Origin of the sequence: Streptomyces sp. NPDC047022 (assembly GCF_040644155.1) — a bacterium.
GTDB lineage: Bacteria > Actinomycetota > Actinomycetes > Streptomycetales > Streptomycetaceae > Streptomyces.
In genome coordinates this window covers 205,057-226,691 of sequence record NZ_JBEYVV010000002.1, presented here as the reverse complement: position 1 = coordinate 226,691, position 21,635 = coordinate 205,057, and the positions used below count along the sequence as shown (strand labels likewise).

The 21,635-nt window shown below is 69.0% G+C and carries 22 protein-coding genes and 3 tRNA genes; 4 read left to right on the top strand and 21 right to left on the bottom strand.

What is annotated here, in order from left to right:
- Window positions 1-702: 702 nt before the first annotated feature.
- The 9 genes from rplL to ABZ845_RS04415 all read right to left on the bottom strand — a co-directional run bounded on the left by rplL (window position 703) and on the right by ABZ845_RS04415 (window position 7,192).
- Entirely contained in the window at window positions 703-1,086 is a 384-nt protein-coding gene (gene rplL / locus ABZ845_RS04455) for a 50S ribosomal protein L7/L12 (protein WP_360972845.1), read from the bottom strand.
- Window positions 1,087-1,197: 111 nt separating this feature from the next.
- Window positions 1,198-1,728, bottom strand: coding sequence for a 50S ribosomal protein L10 (rplJ, locus tag ABZ845_RS04450; protein WP_360972843.1), 531 nt, complete (start codon window positions 1,726-1,728; stop codon window positions 1,198-1,200).
- 296 nt (window positions 1,729-2,024) lie between these two features.
- Window positions 2,025-2,903 (bottom strand): DUF1396 domain-containing protein, encoded by an 879-nt coding sequence (locus ABZ845_RS04445; RefSeq protein WP_360972841.1) that lies wholly within the window; start codon window positions 2,901-2,903, stop codon window positions 2,025-2,027.
- 315 nt (window positions 2,904-3,218) lie between these two features.
- Complete coding sequence (locus tag ABZ845_RS04440) at window positions 3,219-4,124, bottom strand: hypothetical protein (protein WP_360972839.1); 906 nt, start codon at window positions 4,122-4,124, stop codon at window positions 3,219-3,221.
- A gap of 226 nt (window positions 4,125-4,350) precedes the next feature.
- Window positions 4,351-5,076 carry a 50S ribosomal protein L1 gene (gene rplA / locus ABZ845_RS04435; protein ID WP_360972837.1) on the bottom strand — a complete coding sequence of 242 codons (726 nt, stop codon included), beginning with the start codon at window positions 5,074-5,076 and terminating at the stop codon, window positions 4,351-4,353.
- A gap of 97 nt (window positions 5,077-5,173) precedes the next feature.
- Window positions 5,174-5,608 carry a 50S ribosomal protein L11 gene (rplK, locus tag ABZ845_RS04430; RefSeq protein WP_037627044.1) on the bottom strand — a complete coding sequence of 145 codons (435 nt, stop codon included), beginning with the start codon at window positions 5,606-5,608 and terminating at the stop codon, window positions 5,174-5,176.
- A 170-nt stretch (window positions 5,609-5,778) separates the two neighbouring features.
- Entirely contained in the window at window positions 5,779-6,642 is an 864-nt protein-coding gene (gene nusG, locus ABZ845_RS04425; RefSeq protein ID WP_360972834.1) for a transcription termination/antitermination protein NusG, read from the bottom strand.
- Between the two features lie 82 nt (window positions 6,643-6,724).
- A complete protein-coding gene (gene secE, locus ABZ845_RS04420) occupies window positions 6,725-7,012 on the bottom strand; it encodes a preprotein translocase subunit SecE (RefSeq protein WP_360972832.1) in 288 nt (95 codons plus the stop codon).
- A 107-nt stretch (window positions 7,013-7,119) separates the two neighbouring features.
- A tRNA-Trp gene (locus tag ABZ845_RS04415) sits at window positions 7,120-7,192 on the bottom strand.
- A gap of 260 nt (window positions 7,193-7,452) precedes the next feature.
- Between ABZ845_RS04415 and ABZ845_RS04410 the strand changes: the two genes are divergently transcribed.
- Entirely contained in the window at window positions 7,453-8,679 is a 1,227-nt protein-coding gene (locus tag ABZ845_RS04410; protein ID WP_360972830.1) for a pyridoxal phosphate-dependent aminotransferase, read from the top strand.
- Window positions 8,680-8,834: 155 nt separating this feature from the next.
- On the top strand, window positions 8,835-9,875 hold the full coding sequence (locus ABZ845_RS04405; RefSeq protein ID WP_360972828.1) for an adenosine deaminase: 1,041 nt from the start codon (window positions 8,835-8,837) through the stop codon (window positions 9,873-9,875).
- Window positions 9,876-10,076: 201 nt separating this feature from the next.
- Here ABZ845_RS04405 and ABZ845_RS04400 read toward each other — a convergent pair whose 3' ends face one another.
- The 8 genes from ABZ845_RS04400 to ABZ845_RS04365 all read right to left on the bottom strand — a co-directional run bounded on the left by ABZ845_RS04400 (window position 10,077) and on the right by ABZ845_RS04365 (window position 15,065).
- A complete protein-coding gene (locus ABZ845_RS04400; protein WP_360972826.1) occupies window positions 10,077-11,132 on the bottom strand; it encodes a UDP-N-acetylmuramate dehydrogenase in 1,056 nt (351 codons plus the stop codon).
- Window positions 11,133-11,276: 144 nt separating this feature from the next.
- Window positions 11,277-12,722, bottom strand: coding sequence for a DHA2 family efflux MFS transporter permease subunit (locus ABZ845_RS04395; protein WP_360972824.1), 1,446 nt, complete (start codon window positions 12,720-12,722; stop codon window positions 11,277-11,279).
- 143 nt (window positions 12,723-12,865) lie between these two features.
- Window positions 12,866-13,435 carry a TetR/AcrR family transcriptional regulator gene (locus tag ABZ845_RS04390; RefSeq protein ID WP_360972822.1) on the bottom strand — a complete coding sequence of 190 codons (570 nt, stop codon included), beginning with the start codon at window positions 13,433-13,435 and terminating at the stop codon, window positions 12,866-12,868.
- 137 nt (window positions 13,436-13,572) lie between these two features.
- Window positions 13,573-13,998, bottom strand: coding sequence for a MaoC family dehydratase (locus tag ABZ845_RS04385; RefSeq protein WP_360972820.1), 426 nt, complete (start codon window positions 13,996-13,998; stop codon window positions 13,573-13,575).
- A 5-nt stretch (window positions 13,999-14,003) separates the two neighbouring features.
- Entirely contained in the window at window positions 14,004-14,465 is a 462-nt protein-coding gene (locus ABZ845_RS04380) for a MaoC family dehydratase N-terminal domain-containing protein (protein ID WP_360972818.1), read from the bottom strand.
- Window positions 14,466-14,619: 154 nt separating this feature from the next.
- Window positions 14,620-14,784 carry a 50S ribosomal protein L33 gene (rpmG, locus tag ABZ845_RS04375; protein WP_003948671.1) on the bottom strand — a complete coding sequence of 55 codons (165 nt, stop codon included), beginning with the start codon at window positions 14,782-14,784 and terminating at the stop codon, window positions 14,620-14,622.
- Window positions 14,785-14,873: 89 nt separating this feature from the next.
- Window positions 14,874-14,946: transfer RNA gene (locus ABZ845_RS04370), tRNA-Met, on the bottom strand.
- 46 nt (window positions 14,947-14,992) lie between these two features.
- Window positions 14,993-15,065 (bottom strand) — tRNA-Thr (locus tag ABZ845_RS04365).
- Window positions 15,066-15,502: 437 nt separating this feature from the next.
- Here ABZ845_RS04365 and ABZ845_RS04360 point away from each other — a divergent pair.
- On the top strand, window positions 15,503-16,747 hold the full coding sequence (locus ABZ845_RS04360) for an amidohydrolase family protein (protein WP_360972816.1): 1,245 nt from the start codon (window positions 15,503-15,505) through the stop codon (window positions 16,745-16,747).
- 219 nt (window positions 16,748-16,966) lie between these two features.
- Window positions 16,967-17,623, top strand: coding sequence for an SDR family oxidoreductase (locus ABZ845_RS04355; RefSeq protein WP_360972814.1), 657 nt, complete (start codon window positions 16,967-16,969; stop codon window positions 17,621-17,623).
- Between the two features lie 2 nt (window positions 17,624-17,625).
- Here ABZ845_RS04355 and ABZ845_RS04350 read toward each other — a convergent pair whose 3' ends face one another.
- From ABZ845_RS04350 to ABZ845_RS04335, 4 genes are all read right to left on the bottom strand, one after another.
- Window positions 17,626-17,838, bottom strand: coding sequence for a hypothetical protein (locus tag ABZ845_RS04350; protein WP_360972812.1), 213 nt, complete (start codon window positions 17,836-17,838; stop codon window positions 17,626-17,628).
- 522 nt (window positions 17,839-18,360) lie between these two features.
- Entirely contained in the window at window positions 18,361-18,537 is a 177-nt protein-coding gene (locus ABZ845_RS04345; RefSeq protein WP_360972810.1) for a hypothetical protein, read from the bottom strand.
- A gap of 434 nt (window positions 18,538-18,971) precedes the next feature.
- Window positions 18,972-20,039, bottom strand: coding sequence for a PP2C family protein-serine/threonine phosphatase (locus ABZ845_RS04340; RefSeq protein ID WP_360972808.1), 1,068 nt, complete (start codon window positions 20,037-20,039; stop codon window positions 18,972-18,974).
- Between the two features lie 625 nt (window positions 20,040-20,664).
- A complete protein-coding gene (locus tag ABZ845_RS04335; protein ID WP_360972806.1) occupies window positions 20,665-20,997 on the bottom strand; it encodes a hypothetical protein in 333 nt (110 codons plus the stop codon).
- Window positions 20,998-21,635: the final 638 nt, after the last annotated feature.

Here is a 21,635-nt window from a genome sequence, read left to right as displayed (position 1 = left end):
CCAGGTCGGAGACTTCTACTCGTCGTGCTCATGCAGGGGGCTTGCTCCTGGTGACGGGCAGGAGGCAACTAACAGGCAGCGCAAAGGGTCAGTGTAGCCACTTGGCACACTGATGTCCAGTGCGGGTTTGCAGGTCCACGGCGGAGACCCTCGTTGTCCCTCAACAGCTGCGGCAAGCCACGCCCTCGATGCACATCGATACTGCCCTCTTCGCCGTCGATCCATGCCTCGGATTCGGATCGTTGTGACGACGCGTCCTGAGAATTGCGCGCTGCGTGCAGTTCGTCAAGGCCCCTCTTGCCTGAACCGGGTGCTGCCATCGTCACGTTGCGATCTGTCGCCGGGGGCCTCGGAGGCACGACGAAGATCACCATACTCTCCGCGGCGACAGGCGCAAGGCAGCCGCCGCCGGACCCCCTGGAACGACGAGGAGCGACCACCCGGATGGATGATCGCTCGTCGGTGCCCCCGCGTTACAGCCCCACGGGTGAGCCGTGACCTACCCGTTCCCGGGCCGTGTCCGGCACTCGGGTGAATATGGCCGAAAGGCGCGGGAGGAGACGGCCGAATGCGGCTGGGACCCGGCTGAAGGACGCGAAAGGGCCGTACGGGGCGTGAAGCCCCGTACGGCCCAGCGAGCCCCTGTGCGGGCTCGGTGAGTCCTGTACGGACTCGCGGGCCCGCAGCGGGCCCGCAGAGGTGTTACTTGACCTCGACGGAGGCGCCGGCACCCTTGAGGGACTCGGCGGCCTTCTCGGCGGCGTCCTTGGCGACCTTCTCGAGGACGGCCTTCGGGGCGCCGTCCACGAGGTCCTTGGCCTCCTTGAGGCCCAGGGAGGTCAGCTCGCGCACGACCTTGATGACCTGGATCTTCTTGTCGCCGGCACCGGTGAGGATGACGTCGAACTCGTCCTTCTCCTCCTCGGCCTCGACGGCGGCGGCCGGGCCGGCCGGGCCCGCGACGGCGACCGCGGCGGCGGCGGTGACGTCGAACTTCTCCTCGAACGCCTTCACGAACTCGGAGAGCTCGATGAGGGTCATCTCCTCGAACTGCGCGAGCAGGTCTTCCTGGCTGAGCTTCGCCATGATGGGCGATCCTTCCATTGATTCGGCTGGTGCCGGATGTACATGTCTGGCGGGCGTACGTTCGGCCCGCTACGACCACCGCGTCAGGCGGCGGTCATTTCGCGAGCCGAATTACTCGGCACCGCCCTGCTCGGCCTGCTTGGCGCGAAGAGCGTCCACGGTGCGGACGAGCTTCGACGGGAGCGCCTGGAAGACCTGAGCAGCCTGAGTCTGCTTGCCCTTGAAGGCGCCCGCCAGCTTGGCGAGCAGAACCTCGCGGGACTCGAGGTCCGCAAGCTTCTTGATCTCGTCGGCGGACAGCGCCTTGCCTTCAAGGACACCGCCCTTGATGACGAGGTTGGGGTTGTCCTTGGCGAAGTCACGAAGACCCTTCGCCGACTCCACCGGGTCACCGGTGACGAAGGCGACCGCCGTCGGACCGTTGAACAGGTCGTCGAGCGTCGTGATCCCGGCCTCGTTGGCCGCAATCTTGGTCAGCGTGTTCTTCACCACGGCGTACTGGGCGTTCTCACCGAGCGAACGGCGCAGCGTCTTGAGCTGCGCCACGGTGAGACCCCGGTACTCGGTCAGCACGGCGGCGTTCGAGCTGCGGAACTGCTCCGCGAGCTCGGCTACCGCGGCAGCCTTGTCGGGCCTTGCCATAGAGCGTCGGCCTCCTTCCGGGTGATGGGACCGCTCGGAAGGGGCTGGGGAAAACGAAACGCCCCGGCGCAGGCGCACGGGGCGGACTCGACCGGCTGGACACGCGATGGACGCGCATACTCCGGGAGTTCTTCCACTGTCACCTGCGCGGGTCGTCCGCAGTTCAGCGGATCCTTCGGCCACCGCGCCCTCTGATGAGCGCACGGCGACGACCAGCGGTCTTTGGCTTCATCAGGAGAGTACGGGAACGGATCGCCATGGGGCAAATCCGCTCCCCGGGCTCGGCTCGGCCGGGCTCAGCCCTGCGGGGCGCCCGCCATGGCGTCCTTCATCATCTCGGCGAGGTCGGCCGTGTCCTTGGCGGGCGGGGCCGTCACGGTCACCGGCTTGTTGTAGTCGACGAAGGTGACGGTCAGGTCCAGCGGTCCCTTGGCGGCGTCGCCACGCGTCCGGAACTGCTTGGTGTGGTTGCTGCCGTCGATCCACATGTCCATGGTCACCTTGTCGACACCCATGGTGGCGTACCCGTCGAGCGCCTTCTCCCGCTGCTCGCGGGTGGCCTTGTCCAGCTTCTTGGCCTTCAGGTCGGCGCGCATCTGAGCGAGGGTGACCTCGCCCTCGTAGTGGGTCGTCGGCACGCCGTCGATGGTCTCCGTGCCGACCTTCGTCACATGCTGGGAGCTGCTGAGGAACGTGGATTCCTGGGCCGGGTTCCGGTTCGCCTGGCCGGCCCCCATCCGGTCGGGGTTCATCTGCTTGTCCGCGCCCATCGCGGACAGGTCGAACTTGAGCCAGTGCTTGCCGTCCATCTCCTTGGCGGCCTCGGCGCCCCCGTTGATGTACATCGCCTTGTCGACGAAGCGGATCTCGGCCGAGGCCTCGCCCTTCAGTGCCGACGACGACATCTTCATGCTCATGGCGAGCGGCTTCATGGCCATACGGGCCTCGGCCTGGACCCGGCCCTGGCCCGGCACCGTACCGGTCATCCGGTAGTGCAGGGACGTGATGCGCTCGGTGTTCTTCGTGGCCTGGGCGACGGCCGCGGCGGGCGTCATCTGCGGCGACCGGGCCGAGTCACCCTTCGAGCAGCCGACCGCTCCACCCCCCAGGACCAGGGCAGCGAGCGCGGCACCCACCGCTCCACGCTCCACCCGGTTCCGCAAAACAGAGGTCATAACTTCCCCCCAGAAAGTTCATGGTTGTTCCAAGGCAAGACCGGGAGCATATCCCGTGGCTCTGACAGCAGCACGTCAATTCCGTACGGCACGTATCGGCCGAGGCATACGCGGCACGCCCTCGGACAGGGCCCAGTACAGGGCCCAGGCGCTCCGCGGGAATTGCGGATCATCATGCGCGGATCCGTCGTGGCCGGCCGCGCCCACGGGGCGGAGCCGTATACCGACAGGCCCCCGCGCCCCTTCTAGGGCGCCACGGAGCCGTGCCCGGCCTTGCCGGACCCGCTCAGGGCCGCGGCAGGCAGCGTTTGCCCGTCACCACTGAGTGCTCATCAGTTCCTTGAAATCCGCCGTGTCGGCCGCGGGCGGCTCGGTGGCGGAGACCTTCACCCCGTACGCGCGGTAGCAGGCGGTCGCCGACATCCGCCCGCTCGCCAGCTCGCCCTGCTCCGTCTTCTTGACGAGCAGGTTGTGGTCGTCGACCCAGATGTCGACGGTCTCCTTGCCGACCTCGGCCTGCTCCAGCTGCGCCTTGAGGCCCGCGGTGTCCGCGCCGGTGAGACTCGCCGTGGTGACCGTGCCCGAATAGTGCGTGGTGGACCGGCCGCTCACCCGCTCCGTGCCGACCCGGTGCGTGTCCCCTGCCGCGAGCAGGAGCCGTACGGGCTGGATCGGTGAGGCGTTGCGCAGCCGGCCCGGGAGATAGGCCCTCGAGCCGCCGGAAAGGGGCGCCAGGTCGTCGTAGGCGTATTTGATCCAGTGCCTGCCGTTCAGACGGCGGGCGAACGCGGCGCCGACCCTGGTGTAGTACGCGTCGGGCAACAGCCGCGCCTCCATCGAGGTGTCGTTCAGCGCGCGCATGGTCTCGGCGAGCCGCCCGCCGGTCCAGGTGAACCGGAGGGTGCCGATGGACGGGCCCGACCAGCTGAGGGCGCCGTCCGTCCTCACGGCGAGCATCCCGCCCATGGCCGTCGTGGACTCGATCCGCGCGGAGCCGGCCTCGGCAGTGGCCTTCTCTACGGCCACCAGCGCGGTCGCCGTCCGCGGGTCGATGCGGCCGTCGCCGCGGCCCGGGTAGGCCTTCGCGGAGCCCTTGTGGGAGCCACCGTCGCCGCCGTCGCCGTCACCGCCGCCGGAGGAAGCCGCCCCGGCGGACAGCACGAGGGCCACCGCGACCGGCAGGATGCCACGCCTGACGATGCCGTCGATCCTGTCCCTCATCCGTTCCCCCCTGGCCCGCTCCGTGCTCTTCACCCTGACTGCGAGCCGGCTCGCAGTCGCACGGGCCGCGTGTATCAGCCCGTCCGTCGCTTGAGGACCAGGCCGTTCAGGCCGTTCAGGCCGCGATACGAGATTCGGGGCGAAACCCCGGAAAGCCGAAAAGCGAACGGGCCCCGCACCCAGGAGGGTACGAGGCCCGGCCTCAGCTACGCGGCTGCCGTCAGGATCAGACGGCGGCCGGGTCCTCCTCGACGAGGAGGTTGCGGGTGCGGTTCGGGTCGACCGGAATGCCGGGGCCCATCGTGGTGGTGATGGCGGCCTTCTTGACGTAACGACCCTTGGCGGCGGACGGCTTCAGACGGAGGATCTCCTCCAGCGCCGCGCCGTAGTTCTCCACCAGCTGGGCGTCGTCGAAGGACACCTTGCCGATGATGAAGTGCAGGTTCGAGTGCTTGTCGACGCGGAACTCGATCTTGCCGCCCTTGATCTCGGTGACGGCCTTCGCCACGTCCGGGGTCACGGTGCCGGTCTTGGGGTTCGGCATGAGACCACGGGGACCGAGCACGCGGCCGAGACGGCCGACCTTGCCCATGAGGTCCGGGGTGGCGACAACGGCGTCGAAGTCCAGACGGCCCTTCGACACCTCGTCGATCAGCTCGTCGGCGCCGACGATGTCGGCGCCCGCGGCACGAGCGGCCTCGGCACGGTCACCGGTCGCGAAGACCAGGACCCGGGCGGTCTTACCGGTGCCGTGCGGGAGGTTCACGGTGCCACGGACCATCTGGTCGGCCTTGCGCGGGTCGACGCCCAGACGCAGGGCAACCTCGACGGTGCCGTCGAACTTGGAGGTGGAGGTCTCCTTGGCGAGACGGACGGCCTCGAGCGGGGCGTACAGCTTCTCCCGGTCGATCTTGGCGTCCGCAGCGCGGAGAGCCTTGCTGCGCTTGCTCACAACTGCTCCTGTGTGTGTTCTGAAAGGAGTCGTGGTAAGGGGCCGAGCAGGCCCTGCCACGTGCGGCCGGAGCCGCATGGTTCTGCAAAGGGTGAGGTCAGCCCTCTACCGTGATGCCCATGGAGCGGGCGGTACCGGCGATGATCTTCGCGGCGGCGTCCAGGTCGTTGGCGTTGAGGTCGGGCATCTTCGTCGTGGCGATCTCGCGGACCTGCGCCTCGGTGATCTTGGCGACCTTGGTCTTGTGCGGCTCGCCGGAGCCCTTCTCGACACCCGCGGCCTTGAGGATCATCTTGGCGGCCGGCGGCGTCTTGGTGACGAAGGTGAAGGAACGGTCCTCGTAGACCGTGATCTCCACCGGGATGACCCAACCGCGCTGCGACTCGGTCGCGGCGTTGTAGGCCTTGCAGAACTCCATGATGTTGACGCCGTGCTGACCCAGCGCCGGGCCGACCGGCGGAGCCGGGTTGGCCGCGCCAGCGTTGATCTGGAGCTTGATAAGCCCCGTGACCTTCTTCTTCTTGGGAGGCATTGCTCTCTCCGGGTCCTTAGTGAGAGTTTTCCGCCGTCCGATCCGGATCATCCGGATGGAGGCATACCGCACAACGATAACGGGTACCTATGCGCGGCCAAAAACCGAGCAGGTCAGACCGGCTTTTACAGCCCGTCTGACCTGTCCGGAAGCGCTCGTACCAGAAGCGGCTAGTTCTTCTGGATCTGGTCGAAGCTCAGCTCGACCGGGGTCTCGCGACCGAAGATCTCCACGAGGCCCTTGACCTTCTTGGAGTCGGCGTTGATCTCGTTGATGGTGGCCTGCAGCGTGGCGAACGGGCCGTCGGTGACGGTGACCGAGTCGCCGACCTCGAAGTCCAGCACCTGGACCTCGACCTTGCGCTGGGGAGCCGGCTTGCCCTCGGCCTCGGCGGCCTCGCGGGCGGCCTTCTCCTCGGCCTCCGGTGCGAGCATCTTGACGATCTCGTCCAGGGTCAGCGGGTACGGGTCGTAGGCGTTGCCCACGAAGCCGGTGACGCCGGGCGTGTTGCGGACGACGCCCCAGGACTCGTTCGTCAGGTCCATGCGCACCAGCACATAGCCGGGGAGCTTGTTCTGGCGGATGGTCTTGCGCTCGCCGTTCTTGATCTGCGCGACCTCTTCCTGCGGCACTTCGGCCTGGAAGATGAAGTCCTCCACGTTCAGCGAGACGGCGCGCTGCTCCAGGTTGGTCTTCACGCGGTTCTCGTAGCCGGCGTACGTGTGGATCACGTACCACTCGCCGGGCAGGGAACGCAGCTCCTCACGCAGAGCCTGGATCGGGTCGACGGGCTCGGCGTCCTCGACAGCCTCGTCCTCGACGGCCGCTTCCTCGGTGTCCTCGTCCTCAGCGGCTTCGCCCTCGGCGACCTCGTCCTCGTCCTCGACGTGCACGGCGGCCTCCTCGGCCGGCTCGCCCGCCTCGGCGTCGGCAGCCTCGAACTCGTCCTGCTCGTCCGCGCCCTCGACGATGTCGAGCTCGTCATCCACGGACGCATCCGGCTCGATGGCGTCGTTCAGGTTCGGGTCAGACACGGTGGCTGCTTCTTCCTGGATACATAGGGGTGGAACATGCGAAAAGGGACGCCGAGTACCTTCGGCGTCCTTCGCTCTCGGCTCAGCCGAAGACGTACTTGGCGGCGTGGTTGAGCCCATAGTCAATCAGAGTCACCAGGGCGATCATGACCACGACGAAGAAGATCACCACTGTCGTGTACGACGTCAGCTGGTTCCGCGTCGGCCAGACGACCTTGCGGAGCTCCGCGATGATCTGGCGGTAGAAGAGCGCAAGGCGCTTGAGCGGCCCCTTCTTGGCCCGCTTGCCACCCTTGCGGGGCTTCTTCTTCGTCTCCTGCAACTCGTCCTGGGCGTCAGGCATGTCGATGGAGCCCACGGCGTCCGTCACTCGTCCTCACCTGATTCCCGGGTCATGGCCGTGCCGCGCCCGGTGGAGCCGCACGGCGAGTGCAATACAAACGTACTGTGCGCACACTTCCTGGTGGGAGTGTGTAGCAGGGCCGGAGGGACTTGAACCCCCAACCGCTGGTTTTGGAGACCAGTGCTCTACCAATTGAGCTACGACCCTTTGTGTGTACCCCAACGTACCGCATCCGGCCGGATGCTCGGTGTGCATCCGCTCGATCACGGCCGTGGAGGCCAACGACGTCAGAGTGTACGTGCTCAACGGCCAGCCGTCGAACAGAAAGTGCCCGTACGGGCTGTGCCCGTACAAGATCGACCAGGCCGCCGCCTGGATTCGCACAGCCGTTCAACCGCTGGTCCGGTCCTGCTCAGTCCGTGAAACCCTCGTGCCGGACGCGTTTCGTGTCTGGAACGATGGGCCCCATGAGCGCTGCAACCCCTCCCACCGAGCGCCGGGTCTCCGTCCGGATCGGCGCGATCTCCGAGTCCGCCACCCTCGCCGTGGACGCCAAGGCCAAGGCCCTCAAGGCCGCCGGGCGTCCTGTCATCGGCTTCGGCGCGGGCGAGCCCGACTTCCCGACGCCGGACTACATCGTCGAAGCGGCCATCGAGGCCTGCAAGAACCCGAAGTACCACCGCTACACGCCGGCGGGCGGTCTGCCCGAGCTCAAGGAGGCGATCGCCGCGAAGACGCTGCGTGACTCCGGCTACGAGGTGGACGCCTCGCAGATCCTGGTCACCAACGGCGGCAAGCAGGCGATCTACGAGGCCTTCGCGGCGATCCTCGACCCGGGCGACGAGGTGATCGTCCCGGCTCCGTACTGGACCACCTACCCGGAGTCGATCCGGCTGGCCGGCGGTGTCCCGGTGGACGTCGTCGCCGACGAGACGACCGGCTACCGCGTCTCCGTCGAGCAGCTGGAGGCGGCCCGCACGGAGAAGACGAAGGTCGTTCTCTTCGTCTCCCCCTCGAACCCGACCGGCGCGGTCTACAGCGAGGGCGAGGCCGAGGCGATCGGCCGCTGGGCGGCCGAGCACGGACTGTGGGTGCTGACGGACGAGATCTACGAGCACCTGGTCTACGGCGACGCGAAGTTCACGTCGCTGCCCGCGCTCCTGCCCGAGCTGCGCGACAAGTGCATCGTGGTCAACGGTGTCGCCAAGACGTATGCGATGACGGGCTGGCGGGTGGGCTGGATGATCGGCCCGAAGGACGTGGTGAAGGCGGCGGCGAACCTCCAGTCGCACGCCACCTCCAATGTGTCGAACGTCGCACAGGTCGCGGCCCTGGCGGCCGTGTCGGGCGGCCTGGAGGCGGTCGCGACGATGCGCGAGGCCTTCGACCGGCGCCGCAGGACGATCGTGCGGATGCTCAACGACATCGACGGCGTGGTCTGCCCCGAGCCGGAGGGCGCGTTCTACGCGTACCCCTCGGTGAAGGCGCTGATCGGCAAGGAGATCCGCGGCAGGCGCCCGCAGAACTCGGTGGAGCTGGCCGCGCTGATCCTTGAGGAGGCCGAGGTCGCGGTCGTCCCGGGCGAGGCGTTCGGTACGCCCGGCTATCTGCGGCTGTCGTACGCCCTCGGTGACGAGGACCTGGTCGAGGGCGTGAGCCGGATGCAGAAGCTGCTGGCGGAGGCGAAGGACTGAGGTCCGCTCCCCCGGTCTTCAGCGGGGCACTGCTCACCTACGGATGTCCGGAGGTGAGCAGTGCCCCGCTTGTTTGTGCGAGTTGTTTGTGCGAGCAAGACCACTAATGGGGAAAGCGCTACCGGCGGGGCGGGGAGGTGCGGCAGGATCTTCCAATGGAGCACGTACGTGATGTCTCTGAACTGCCGAAGGCCCATCTGCACCTGCACTTCACCGGCTCGATGCGGCCGGGGACCGTCCTGGAGCTGGCCGACAAATACGGCGTACGCCTGCCCGAGGCGCTGACCGCCGCCCTGGTGAGCGGGGAGCCGCCCAGACTGCGGGCGACGGACGAGCGGGGCTGGTTCCGCTTCCAGCGGCTGTACGACGCGGCGCGCTCGTGTCTGAGGGAGCCCGAGGACATCCAGCGGCTGGTGCGGGAGGCCGCCGAGGAGGACGTCAAGGACGGCTCCGGATGGCTGGAGATCCAGGTCGACCCGACCTCGTACGCCCCGCGTCTGGGCGGTCTGATCCCGGCGCTGGAGATCATCCTGGACGCGGTCGAGAACACCTCACGGGAGACCGGGCTCGGTATGCGCGTCCTGGTCGCCGCGAACCGCATGAAGCACCCTCTGGACGCGCGGACCCTGGCGCGGCTGGCGGTCCGGTACGCGGACCGGGGTGTGGTGGGCTTCGGGCTCTCGAACGACGAGCGCCGGGGCATGGCACGGGACTTCGACCGCGCGTTCGCCATCGCCCACGACGGCGGTCTGCTCTCGGCCCCGCACGGCGGTGAGCTGACGGGCCCGTCGTCGGTCCGTGACTGCATGGACGATCTGCGCGCGGACCGCGTGGGGCACGGGGTGCGCGCGGCGGAGGACCCGCGTCTGCTGAAGCGGCTGGCGGACCGGGGCGTGACGTGCGAGGTGTGTCCGGCGTCGAACGTGGCGCTCGGTGTCTACGAGAAGCCCGAGGACGTCCCCTTGCGAAAGCTGTTCGAAGCGGGTGTCCCGATGGCGCTGGGCGCCGACGACCCGCTCCTGTTCGGCTCCCGTCTGGCGGCGCAGTACGAGATCGCCCGCCTCCACCACGGCTTCACCGACCGGGAGCTGGCGGAGCTGGCCCGGCAGTCGGTACGGGCTTCGGCGGCGCCCGAGGACGCCAAGGCGAAGCTGCTGGCGGGGGTGGACGCCTGGATCACCGGGCCGGTCGCCTGATCAGCGGCCCGGTCGCCTGATCACCGGGCCGGTCTCCTGAAGTGGGCGCGGACGGTTGGGTCGCGAGGCGGACCAGGACCTCGACAGGGTGCCCGCCGCCGGGCGGCTGAGCGACCGCTCGGCGGTGCCTCGGCGGTTCCAGTGCCGCGGCAGGCAGCGTTGGCCCGTCAAGGAGCGGCGCGAACGTTGCCTGTTGCGGTTCTAGAGGCTCACGCCCACGGTCACCGGCTCGTTGACGAGCGTGACCCCGAACGCCTCACGGACTCCGGCCACGACCTCGCGGGCCAGGGCGAGCAGGTCCTCGGTGGTGGCGGCTCCGCGGTTGGTGAGCGCCAGGGTGTGCTTGGTGGAGATGCGGGCGGGGCCGCTGCCGTATCCCTTGGTGAAGCCCGCCTTGTCGATCAGCCAGGCCGCGGAGGTCTTGGTGTGGCCGTCTCCCGCCGGATAAGCGGGCGGCTCCGCCTGAGCGCCCAGCCGCTCCTGCACGCGCGCGTGGAACGCGGCGAACTCCTGGTCGGTGAGGATCGGGTTGGTGAAGAAGGAGCCCGCCGACCACGTGTCGTGATCCTCCGGGTCCAGGACCATGCCCTTGCCCGAGCGCAGCTTGAGGACGGTGTCACGGGCGCCGGCCAGCGGCACCCGGTCGCCGGGCTCGACGCCGAGCGCGCGGGCCGTCTCGGCGTACTTGAGCGGGGTGGAGAGCCCCTGCGCGTCCTCGAGCGCGAACCGGACGCGGAGCACGACGAACCGGTCGGGTTCGCTCTTGAACCGGCTGTGGCGGTACGAGAACGCGCACTCGGCGTTCGACATCGTGACCGTTTCGCCCGTCTCGCGGTCGTACGCGATCACTTCGGTGATGGTCGAGGAGACCTCCTGGCCGTACGCCCCCACGTTCTGGATCGGGGTCGCGCCCGCGGAGCCGGGGATGCCGGACAGGCATTCGATACCGGCGAGTCCGGCCTCGACGGTGCGGGCGACGGCGTCGCTCCACACCTCGCCTGCCGCCAGCTCCAGACTCGTACCGTCGAGGGCGAAGCCCTCGGTCGCGATGCGCAGGGCGATGCCGTCGAAGCCCTTGTCGCCGATGACCAGGTTCGATCCGCCGCCGATCACCAGCAGCGGCGTGCCGGAGCCGTCGGCCTCACGGACGGCGGCGATCACCTCTGCGTCGGTGGTGGCGGTGATCAGGCGGGTGGCGGGGCCGCCCAGCCGGAAGGTGGTCAGCGGGGCGAGCGGAGCGTCATGGAGTTCCTGCACGCGCCCAAGAGTACGAGACGCCGCTGACAGCCCCGGCATACACGGGGGGCACGCCCGTACACGGGGAGCACGCCCCTACACGGATGCGGCCCCGCCGCGAGGGGCAGGGCCGCACAGTGAGGGTGCGCCATGGGCGCGTGTGCTTCAGGACGCGACGCTCTCCAGGACCGGCGCCGGGTCCGGGTCCGTGACGCCCGCGCTCCGGGCGGCGCTGCGCCGGGCCGGGATCACCAGGGTCGCCACACCGGCGAGCGCGACCATCACGGAGCCGAGCACGAGAGCGGGGTGCAGGCCGTCGACGAACCTCTGCGCGGACTCGTAGCCGCCCTGGGCGGAGAAGACCGACGACATGATGGCGATACCGAGGGCCCCGCCCACCTCGCGCAGCGCGTTGTTCGCTCCGGAGGCGATGCCCTGTTCCTGGGGGCGGACGCTCGACATGACCAGGTTGGAGGCCGGTGCGAAGAACAGGGCCATGCCGATGCCACTGATGATCAGGGCAGGCAGCTGGGCGGCGTACGAGGCGTGCGTGGTCGCCACGACGGCCATGTACCCGAGGCCCACGGCCTGGAGGAACAGTCCGGCGGCCACGACCGGACGGCCGCCGAGACGGTCCGAGAGGATGCCGGCGACAGGGGCGACGATCATCGGCATACCGGTCCAGGGCAGCATCCGCAGACCCGACTCGGTCGGCGAGTAGTGCAGGACGCCCTGCATGTACTGGCTGAGCAGGAAGATCGAGCCGAACATGCCCAGGAACATCAGCAGGCTCGCGGCGTTGATCCCGGAGAAGGCGCGGGAGCGGAAGAGCCGCATGGGGAGCATGGGGTTCTTGGCCCGGATGCCGTGTACGACGAACGCGGCGACCAGCGCGGTGCCCGCGATCAGACCGGTCAGCACGACGGAGTCGGTCCAGCCGTCGGAGGGAGCGCGCACCAGTCCGTACACGATCCCGAAGAGACCGCCGCTCACGAGGAGGGTGCCTGGGATGTCGAGCGTGGCGCCGTTGCCGTGGGACTCGGCGAGGCGGAGGCGGGCGAGCGGCATGACGGCGAGGCCCAGCGGGACGTTCAGCCAGAAGATCCAGTGCCAGGACACGTGTTCGGTGAGGCTGCCGCCGATGAGGGGACCGGAGGCGACCGCGAGTCCGTTGATGGCACCCCATATGCCGAAGGCCATTCCGCGCTTCGCGGGCGGTACCGCGGCGGTGAGGAGGGTCAGGGTGAGCGGCATCATGATGGCCGCGCCGACACCCTGGACGGCGCGTGCCGCGATCAGGGAGTCGATGCCGGGCGCGAGGGCCGCGGCGGCGGACGCACCCGTGAAGATGGCCATACCGGTGAGGAAGAGTCGCCTGCGGCCGAACCGGTCACCGAGGGCCGCGCCGAACATGAGCAGGACCGCGAAGGTGAGCGTGTACGCGCTCACGGTCCACTCCAGGTCGTCCAGCCCTCCGCCGAGGTCCTTGCGGATGGAGGGCAGGGCGGTCGTGACGACCAGGTTGTCGAGTGCCGCCATGAATCCGGCGACGCCGGTGATCAGGAGGGCCCAGACCGCTCCCCCTCGACGTGCTGTCTCCTGCTGTGACATTGCTTCCCCCCACTGGGTGATGCGTGCTCTCCGCTTGCCTGACATTTAGTTATTGCTGACTAACTTTTCGCGCCATGGGGAACGGCGCTGCCCGCGCGGCGGCAAGGACGGCCGCCATTCCCGGACCTTCTCGCCACTCGGGTCTACGCTTTCGGCCGGACCATCGGCCTGGCCGATTCGTACATCCCGTCCCAGACCCGGTGCCCGGTAGGGAATCCCATGGCCACGAGGGTGTTGACGAGCATCCCGTACGCCATGAAGACGGTGGTCTCGTTCTCGTCGGCCCCCAGCGGCAGGTGCACGGTGTCCCAGAGCTTCATCCAGGCGGCCCGCACAGCCTCGCCGAACTCACTGTCACCCTCCGTGTCGAGGGATGCCACGGCGATGTACGTCTGCATCTGCATCTGGAGCTTCTCGGGGTGCTCCGCGATCAGCCGCGTATACGCGTTCGCCATGGCATGCACGGCCTCCTCGCCCTCAAGACCCTTCGCCGCCTTCTCGAACACCAGACAGGTCTCCTCGATGCAGCGGAGCGAGGCGGCGGTGAAGATCGCCTTCTTGCCCGGGAAGAGCCGGAAGAGATACGGCTGCGAGACGCCCACCCGCTTGGCGATCGCCTCGGTGGAGGTGCCGTGGTACCCGCTCTGCGAGAACTCGGCGATCGCCGCGCGGATCACGCTCTCGCGCCTGTCTTCTGCGCTCATCCTGACCATGCGAGTAAGTTAGTACTCAATCACTAACTACGTCAAGAGCCGCTTCGGCGCCAGGTACACCTCGACATACGTAAGGGGCGTCCGCGATGGCGGACGCCCCTTACGAGTGGCTACGAGCAGCGGCAGCCGGCCGCGGCTCAGGCGAGCCGTACGACCGCCCGCGACATGCCGAGCACCTTCTGTCCGGCGCTGACGGCCGTGAGGTCGACGCGGACCGTGTTGTCGTCCAGCTTGGCCGCCACCTTGCCGCTGACCTCGACAAGGGCGCCCTCGTCGTCGGGGACGACCACGGGCTTGGTGAACCGGACGCCGTACTCGACGACCGCACCCGGGTCGCCCGCCCAGTCGGTCACCACGCGGATGGCCTCGGCCATGGTGAACATGCCGTGCGCGATGACGTCCGGCAGCCCGACCTCCTTGGCGAACCGCTCGTTCCAGTGGATCGGGTTGAAGTCCCCGGAGGCACCCGCGTACCGCACGAGCGTGGCGCGGGTGACGGGGAAGGACTGCGCCGGCAGTTCGGTGCCGACCTCGACGGCGTCGTACGCGATCTTCGCGGTCATCCGCGTCATGCCTCCTCTTCCGGTTCCGGCGCCCTGGCCACGAGCTTCGTCCAGGCGGTCACCACGTGTTCGCCCGCCTCGTCGTGGACCTCACCGCGGACGTCCAGGATGTCGTTGCCCGCCAGGGACTTGATGGACTCGATGGTCGAGGTGACGCTCAGCAGGTCGCCGGCGCGGACCGGGCGGGTGTAGGCGAACCGCTGGTCGCCATGCACCACACGGCTGTAGTCCAGGCCCAGCTTGGGGTCCTCGACCACCTGCCCCGCGGCCTTGTACGTGATCGCGAACACGAAGGTCGGCGGGGCGATCACGTCGGGGTGACCGAGCGCCCTGGCGGCCTCGCGGTCCCGGTAGGCGGGATTCGCGTCCCCGACGGCCTCCGCGAACTCGCGAATCTTCTCCCGGCCGACCTCGTACGGGTCGGTGGGCGGGTAGGACCGCCCCACGAAGGACTGGTCGAGCGCCATGCGTTCGGCACCTCCTGGTAGTTCCTCGGGTCTGGCCTCGCCGGAGGACTCACGCGATACCGCGCGGCCGACTCCGTGTTCGGTGCCCCGACCGTAACAACGCCGCGAGGCCGCCCCCCTGCCTGCTGGGGACGGCCTCGCGTACGAGCCTTGGTTATCGCGTCTCGCGGTGCGCGGTGTGCGCATTGCAACGCGGGCAGTGCTTCTTCATCTCAAGACGATCCGGGTTGTTGCGCCGGTTCTTCTTGGTGATGTAGTTCCGCTCCTTGCACTCCACGCAGGCCAGCGTGATCTTTGGGCGGACGTCGGTGGCAGCCACGTGAGTGCTCCTTGACGAACGGATGGATTAATTCAACGCAAGAAAGAGTAGCCGATCGAAGGACCGACCCCGCAATCGGCTACTGTGTGTAGCGGTGACCGGACTTGAACCGGTGACACAGCGATTATGAGCCGCTTGCTCTACCGACTGAGCTACACCGCTTTGATGCGATCGGGTCCCGCCTCGCGACGGGAACCTCACACACCAGAGCCCCAATACGGAATCGAACCGTAGACCTTCTCCTTACCATGGAGACGCTCTGCCGACTGAGCTATTGGGGCGAGCGATGAAGACATTACACGGTCGCCTGCCGTTCGCCCAAATCCGTTTCACGGCCCCCACCCCGGCCCGCCACCCGCCCTGTTCCCCGTGCTGCCCCGGGGTGCCGCCGGGGTACTGCACGGGCGTTTTCCCACGCCTCAGGGGCACCTTCGGGCACCTCGGACCGCCGGTGACCTCGTGGACCCCACAGGTGCATCGGCGTCGGCCGCTCTTCCCGCAGATCCCGAGCAACTCCCCCGCGCCCTCCCCGCGGCTCCTGCCGCAGCCGGCCCTTTCCGTCGGCACGACACGGTCCGCGCGCCCCCAGGATGTGCAGCACACGCCGGTACGACTATTGCGCTCCTCCCCGCCGGGGCCAAGCCGTCGCCCTAGGCTCGACTCACTCTGCGTGATCTTGTCTCTGGTGCGCAGCCCGCCCCCGAACCACAGGAGCGCGATGCCCGACAGCCGACCGCAGCCCCCCGGCCTGCCGTCCTCGCCATCGGCGCGGGCCGACGGGATCGCCACGCTGTTGTGCGGGGCCCGGCTCACCGACGGCCGCACAGTGGACGTCCGGCTGGGCGGCGGCCGTATCGAGGCCGTGGGCACGGTCGGCAGCCTGGCCACGGGAACCGTCGGCGCCCGGGTCGACCTCCGCGGCTATCTGCTCCTGCCCGCCCCCGCCGAGCCGCACGCGCACGGCGACACGGCCCTGTCCGCGGACGCCGACGGACCGGTGTCGTACGAGCCCGACGACGTCCAGCGCCGCACCACCGAGGCCACGCTGCTCCAGCTCGGGCACGGCGCCACGGCGCTGCGCTCGCATGTGCACATCGGCGACGTCCAGGGTCTGGAGGCGCTGGGCGCGGTGCTGCAGGCGCGGCGTTCACTGCGCGGGCTCGCCGAACTGACGGCGGTGGCGATGCCCCGGGTGCTCACCGGGGCCGCCGGGGCCGACGGGCTCGCGATGCTGCGGGACGCGATGAAGATGGGCGCCGCCGTGGTGGGCGGCTGCCCGGACACGGATCCGGATCCGACCGGATACGTGGAGGCCGTACTTGAACTGGCCGCCGAGTTCGGCTGCCCGGTGGACCTGCACACCGACGCCGCCGATCCGGCGCGCCTGGCACGGCTCGCGGCGATGTCCGGCGGACTGCGCCCCGGGGTGACGCTGGGCCCGTGCGGCGGGCTCGGGCGCCTCCCGGCGGGGACCGCCGCGCGCACCGCGGACCGGCTCGCCGCGGCCGGGGTGACGGTGGTCTGCCTCCCGCAGGGCCGCTGCGGCGCGACCGAGGAGCGGGGCACGGCTCCGGTACGGCTGCTGCGCTCGGCCGGGGTGCGGGTCGCCGCGGGGAGCGGGGCGCTGCGGGACGTGGCCAATCCGGTGGGGCGCGGGGACCCGCTGGAGGCGGCCTATCTGCTGGCGTCGCGGTACGGGCTGTCTCCCGAGGACGCGTACGACACGGTCAGCACGTCGGCGCGGGCCGCGCTCGGGCTGCCCGAGGTGCGAGTGGAGGCGGGCTTCCCCGCGGAACTCCTCGCCGTGCGCGGCGACCGGCTCTCGGGCGCTCTGTCGCTCGCGTACAGCCGAATCGTCGTACACCGGGGGCGCGTGGTGGCTCGTACGAGCGCGGTGCGGGAGTACTGCAACTCGGCGGCGGTGGCGCTGGATCTGCCCCGGCAGGGGCGCGCCCAGCCTTGATGTGCACCGACGCGAAGCGCACCGGTGGGCGGGGTCCGTCGACAGGTGGCCGCACTCGGGTGACCGTACGCAAGCAACCGTAGACGGACGGAAGTACAGGGACGGCCCCGGAAGGATGACCGTGGAGGGACGGCCGTAGAAGGACGGCATTGGACGGACGGCCGTGCGGCACGGCGTCTGTCCGGGCGTGTGGTCCTGGAGAGGCGTACGGTCAAAGACATGCGCATTGTCATCGCTGGTGGTCATGGACAGATCGCGCTGCGGCTGGAGCGGTTGCTCGCCGCGCGCGGTGAGGAGGCCGCGGGGATCGTCCGCCGGGCGGAGCAGGCCGGTGATCTGCGGGCCGCGGGCGCCGAACCGATCGTCTGCGACCTGGAGTCGGCGTCCGTGGAGGAGGTCGCCACGCTCCTGGAGGGTGCCGACGCGGCGGTCTTCGCGGCGGGCGCGGGCCCGGGCAGCGGGGCCGAACGCAAATTCACGGTGGACCGGGACGCGGCGATCCTGTTCGCGGACGCGGCGGAACGAGCGGGCGTACGCCGATTCGTCGTCGTCTCGTCGATGGGGGCCGATCCCGAGCATCGCGGCGACGACGTGTTCGACGCGTACCTGCGGGCGAAGGGCGAGGCCGACGCGTATGTACGCGCCCACAAGTCGCTGGAGTGGACGATCCTGCGCCCCGGCGCGCTGACGGACGACGCGGGCAAGGGCCTCGTACGCCTGGAGGCGCACACCGGTCGCGGGCCCGTCCCGCGCGACGACGTGGCCGCGGTCCTCGCGGAACTCCTGGACACGCCCGCGACGGCCGGTCTGACCCTGGAACTGATCAGCGGCTCCACCCCGGTGTCGGTGGCGGTGAAGTCGGTGGCGGGGAACTGACCTCAGAAGAGGGGGAGCTGGCCGGGGAACTCCGGTACGACATAACCGTCGAGGGCGGGCTGCGCGGCGTCGTCCTGCGCGAACCGACGAGATCCGGGACAGGAGACGAGAACCCCGTTTTCGCGCGCCGCCGGCGGGTCGTGCCGCGCGAACCGCCCCGCGACGACGGCGATGTCCCTCCGGCACTCGGGGCATCTCCTGCGGCGGGACGACATGCGCTCAGCGTACGGGACGGTGTGGAGCGCGCCCGTGACCTCGCTCCGTCCGGCTGACGGGCGGAACCAAGGGCGGATGCCAGGGAGTTGGGCACCTTCGGGTCCGCGTGGCGGGCGCCCCTCCCTCCGAGTTGAGAGCAGGCACGTTGCGGCCCCTTCTGCCGAAGGCGCCGTAACCATGGCCGAGTTCAGGGGCGTCAGAGCGAGCGGCGTCATCCGTCCTCCGTCCTCCGCCCTCGGAATCGCGGCGGCTCGCACGGCACGGTTGCCCGGACCCGCGAGGGGATTCGGCCGGCAGACCATCAAGCCGAACCCGAACCAGTTCGGCCTCTCCGGGGGAAATACGTGAAGAAGAATGCGCAGCGCGCCGTCGCACTCGTTGGCGCCTCCGCTGCTCTCACCCTTCTGTGCACGACCCAAATGACCGGGGTCGCACTCGCCGAAAGCTCCCAGCAGGACACCGGTGACAGCGCACCGCGACGGCTGCCCGCCCGACCCCGGGTACTCGTTCAGCGCCGTCAATCACCGGTACAAGGACATGGTGAGCAGCGTCGAGGGCACGAAGGACGAGACCATCGGGATCACCCTCACGCGAGGCGTGACGGTCACGGGCACCATCACCGGAACGGTGAGCGCGGGTGAAGGCGTCATCTTCGCCAAGGCGAAGGAGTCGGTGAGCGTGTCGCTCGCCAAGGCCATCACGCCCCAGGTGGCCTACTCCGCCACCTGTTCCCGCCTTCTGGCACACCTCGTGAAGCGTGGCGTGAGCGCGGCGGCCGGTTTCGCCGCACTCCTGCTCGGCGTGACGGCCTGTACGTCCTCCGGGCACTCGCCGTCCAGGCACGCGCCCTCGGCGTCGGCCGCTCCCACCGGCACCGCTCAACAAGGCGGCGCTCTCGTCGATCCAGGTGTTTACGGGAATTCCGTCTCCGGAGCGAAGACTCTTCTCAACACCCGTGGAAAAGGCGACGCATCCCTTTCCGAACACGGTGGAGGAGAGAGCGGAGATTTCATTACCCAGCGAGGCTCTCGGCCGGGGTTTCCCCGCCGAGCGCCTCGCGCGGGCGGCTGTTGCCGCTCGGCGGACGGCTCGGGTGAAGGCCTGCGAAGGTCGCGGACGGGCCGGTCGTCGTTCATTCGCGGCGAACGGCCAGCAAGGCCGCGTCGTCCTTCAGCCCGGAGCCGACGTACGCGCGCACGTCCAGGAGCAGATCGTCCAGCAAGGCATCCGGATCCCGGGGCTGCAAGGTGGCCATGCGTGGGACGAGCGGGTAGAAGCGGTTGGCGGCGTCCCGTGCCTCGGCCACGCCGTCGGTGTAGAGCAGCAGCAGGTCGCCGCTGGCGAAGGGGAGAGGACTTGCGCGGTACTCACCGCCGCACAGCCCCCGCAGGCCCAACGGCGGCGCGGTGACGGGCGGAGGCACCTCGCGGAACTCGTCGGCGTGGCAGAGCAGCGGTGGCGGGTGCCCGCAGTTCACCATGACCGCCGGCCCAGGTGCGTCCGGGACGCTGACCAGTACTGCCGTGACGAACTCCTCGCTCGTCGGGCAACGGGCGATCGCCGAGTCCAGCCGCCGGGCGACCTCCGCCAGATCGGGTTCGGCCCGCGCGGCCTCACGGAACACCCCGAGCACATCGCATGCGGTCTCTACCGCGGTCAGGCCTTTGCCGCGCACGTCGCCGACGATCAGTCGCACTCCGTAAGGGGTGGGAATCGCCTCGTACAGGTCCCCGCCGATCCGCGCTTCGGCCTCCGCCGCCACATAACGCACCGCCATCGCCAGCGGCCCGATCCGTCGCGGCACCGGGCGCAGCAGTGCCCGCTGCGCGGCCTCGGCGACCGTGTGAACCCTGGCCAGCTCCTGCTCCTGGGTTGCCACCACGATGACGCTGGTGCAACTGAAGAAGGTGACCGCCACGATCGTGGCCGCCGCGGTGGCCAGGACAGAGCTGGGCACATTGACGTCGTAGAACACCAGAGCGATTAGGACGATGCCGGCGACGATCCCCGCCGTCAACGGGACCGCGACCCGGCGGGTGCCCGTACTCGCGAGCACAGGGAGGGCTGCGAGAAGAGGGGAGAACGTGACATGGGTCCCCGCGACGATGTCCGCGACCACGGCCATCAGGACCAGCACATATCCGGTGACCGAGAGCCTGCGCGCCCATCGCGGCACCAACGGCCGGCCGCCGCCTGGCATGCTGAAGACCCGATGCACCTGACCGCCCTTCTGCCGAGCTGTGCTCCATCCCTTCCACAGTTGCTCGCCTGCCGCTCTCCCGCGACAGCGGTCCTGAGATGTTCCTGGCTTCCCACGGACAGGTATGGCCCGCGTTGCCGCGCATCGTGACACCGAGAGGACGAACAGCAGACCGATGCCGCCCGGCGTGTACGCGCCGCCAGTCGCGTCAAAATATGCCACGGATCACAGCGGCACCCGATTTGCGCGCGAGTCCCTTGGAGAGCTGGTTTCCGCTGTCGCCTCATCTTCGTTTTCAGGAAACCCGGAAGAGTGGGGAAATCTGGACTTCGACATCTACGAAATGGTGGGCAAATGACGATCTGCATTCACCGCGGATGACTGTCCGCATCCATACCCATATCCATATCTATATTCATACCCATACCCGCGCCCGTATCCACATCCGTATCCGTATCCGTATCCGGAACTCACGCCACATGGGTACACGGCCAGGCCGCGCGACTGCGACCGATTCGCAGAATATCCAGGGCCGACAGCGGGGGGATGCCGGCTTCAGTAGGTGCACCGGCACCCCCCTCAGCCCGGGCCGTCGAGTGACAACCAGGACCGTTTCCTGCAAGCGTCAGAAAGTGAAGGTGACACCGGCGGCGTCGTTGAAGTACCGGTACGCGACGGCCTGCCAGTAACCGTTCACCCTGCGGTAGCCGACCACCTCGTCGGAACTGATCCCGCTGAACCCGCTGGCCGACCAGCAGCGACCGGGGCTGATGATGGTCGTCGCGAACCCACCGCGGTACGGGAAGACACCGTACTCGTCACTGCTGGACGAGTTGCACACGGTGACACGGCCGCTCTGGGCGGTGGCGGCGTGCGCGGAGGCCGGAATCAGCAAGGCGGCGGCCATCCCGGCGACGGCGGTACCCATTACCACCTTGCCCTTGACGCGAGGCTTCATGGCACGAGTCTCCTATTCTTGATTGTCCTTGACGCGAAAGGCAGTCGGATTCGGCCGATTACCAGCCGACTTTCCTTTCCATTACTGCCTTGCGCGAGAGCAAGTGCTCCAGTTCACGGTCGAAGGTGAATCCCCCCACGGGTCCACCAACTGCCCCTGCTGAACGGTCTACCCTGCCGGATAGGGGTGCTGGCGGAGTTGACACCAGGGGACCCTCCGCCCGTTGCGAACGGTGGGCACGGTTCGAGGCACAGGCCAGGCAGCGATATGACGGCTGATGGAACTTCGCTGCCCCCGCCGCTCATTCAAGCGGAGCCAGGATGCTCGAGGTTCACGCCAGGACGCACCATGGCCAAAAGTACTCAATGCTTTGGCAGTTGAGGCATTAGGTGCAGGTACTACGCGGTGGCGCGATCGGCGGAAGGCATCGGACGTCGCACGCAGGACCTCGACCCCGCCCCGTCGCCCCTGGGGCACACTGCGTCCGCGCTCGACCCGTCCGCGATCGGGCTCGGCACGGACGGACAGTGGTGAGGCACGCGAACCTCTCGGGCGACGCTGGAGTCCGCCGTCCCCGGCGGGTCCGGCGAACCCAACCTAGACTCAAGGGGACGGAGCTCACCGCGAGACCGCCCTGC

What these genes read in the sequence shown, in the direction of transcription:
- rplL (WP_360972845.1), bottom strand. Translation starts at nt 1,086, where the DNA reads ATGGCGAAGCTCAGCCAGGAAGACCTGCTCGCGCAGTTCGAGGAGATG.
- rplJ (WP_360972843.1), bottom strand. Translation starts at nt 1,728, where the DNA reads ATGGCAAGGCCCGACAAGGCTGCCGCGGTAGCCGAGCTCGCGGAGCAG.
- ABZ845_RS04445 (WP_360972841.1), bottom strand. Translation starts at nt 2,903, where the DNA reads ATGACCTCTGTTTTGCGGAACCGGGTGGAGCGTGGAGCGGTGGGTGCC.
- ABZ845_RS04440 (WP_360972839.1), bottom strand. Translation starts at nt 4,124, where the DNA reads ATGAGGGACAGGATCGACGGCATCGTCAGGCGTGGCATCCTGCCGGTC.
- rplK (WP_037627044.1), bottom strand. Translation starts at nt 5,608, where the DNA reads ATGCCTCCCAAGAAGAAGAAGGTCACGGGGCTTATCAAGCTCCAGATC.
- ABZ845_RS04410 (WP_360972830.1), top strand. Translation starts at nt 7,453, where the DNA reads ATGAGCGCTGCAACCCCTCCCACCGAGCGCCGGGTCTCCGTCCGGATC.
- ABZ845_RS04405 (WP_360972828.1), top strand. Translation starts at nt 8,835, where the DNA reads ATGGAGCACGTACGTGATGTCTCTGAACTGCCGAAGGCCCATCTGCAC.
- ABZ845_RS04395 (WP_360972824.1), bottom strand. Translation starts at nt 12,722, where the DNA reads ATGTCACAGCAGGAGACAGCACGTCGAGGGGGAGCGGTCTGGGCCCTC.
- ABZ845_RS04390 (WP_360972822.1), bottom strand. Translation starts at nt 13,435, where the DNA reads ATGGTCAGGATGAGCGCAGAAGACAGGCGCGAGAGCGTGATCCGCGCG.
- ABZ845_RS04385 (WP_360972820.1), bottom strand. Translation starts at nt 13,998, where the DNA reads ATGACCGCGAAGATCGCGTACGACGCCGTCGAGGTCGGCACCGAACTG.
- ABZ845_RS04380 (WP_360972818.1), bottom strand. Translation starts at nt 14,465, where the DNA reads ATGGCGCTCGACCAGTCCTTCGTGGGGCGGTCCTACCCGCCCACCGAC.
- ABZ845_RS04360 (WP_360972816.1), top strand. Translation starts at nt 15,503, where the DNA reads ATGCCCGACAGCCGACCGCAGCCCCCCGGCCTGCCGTCCTCGCCATCG.
- ABZ845_RS04355 (WP_360972814.1), top strand. Translation starts at nt 16,967, where the DNA reads ATGCGCATTGTCATCGCTGGTGGTCATGGACAGATCGCGCTGCGGCTG.
- ABZ845_RS04350 (WP_360972812.1), bottom strand. Translation starts at nt 17,838, where the DNA reads ATGTCGTCCCGCCGCAGGAGATGCCCCGAGTGCCGGAGGGACATCGCC.
- ABZ845_RS04345 (WP_360972810.1), bottom strand. Translation starts at nt 18,537, where the DNA reads ATGGCCTTGGCGAGCGACACGCTCACCGACTCCTTCGCCTTGGCGAAG.
- ABZ845_RS04340 (WP_360972808.1), bottom strand. Translation starts at nt 20,039, where the DNA reads ATGCCAGGCGGCGGCCGGCCGTTGGTGCCGCGATGGGCGCGCAGGCTC.
- ABZ845_RS04335 (WP_360972806.1), bottom strand. Translation starts at nt 20,997, where the DNA reads ATGAAGCCTCGCGTCAAGGGCAAGGTGGTAATGGGTACCGCCGTCGCC.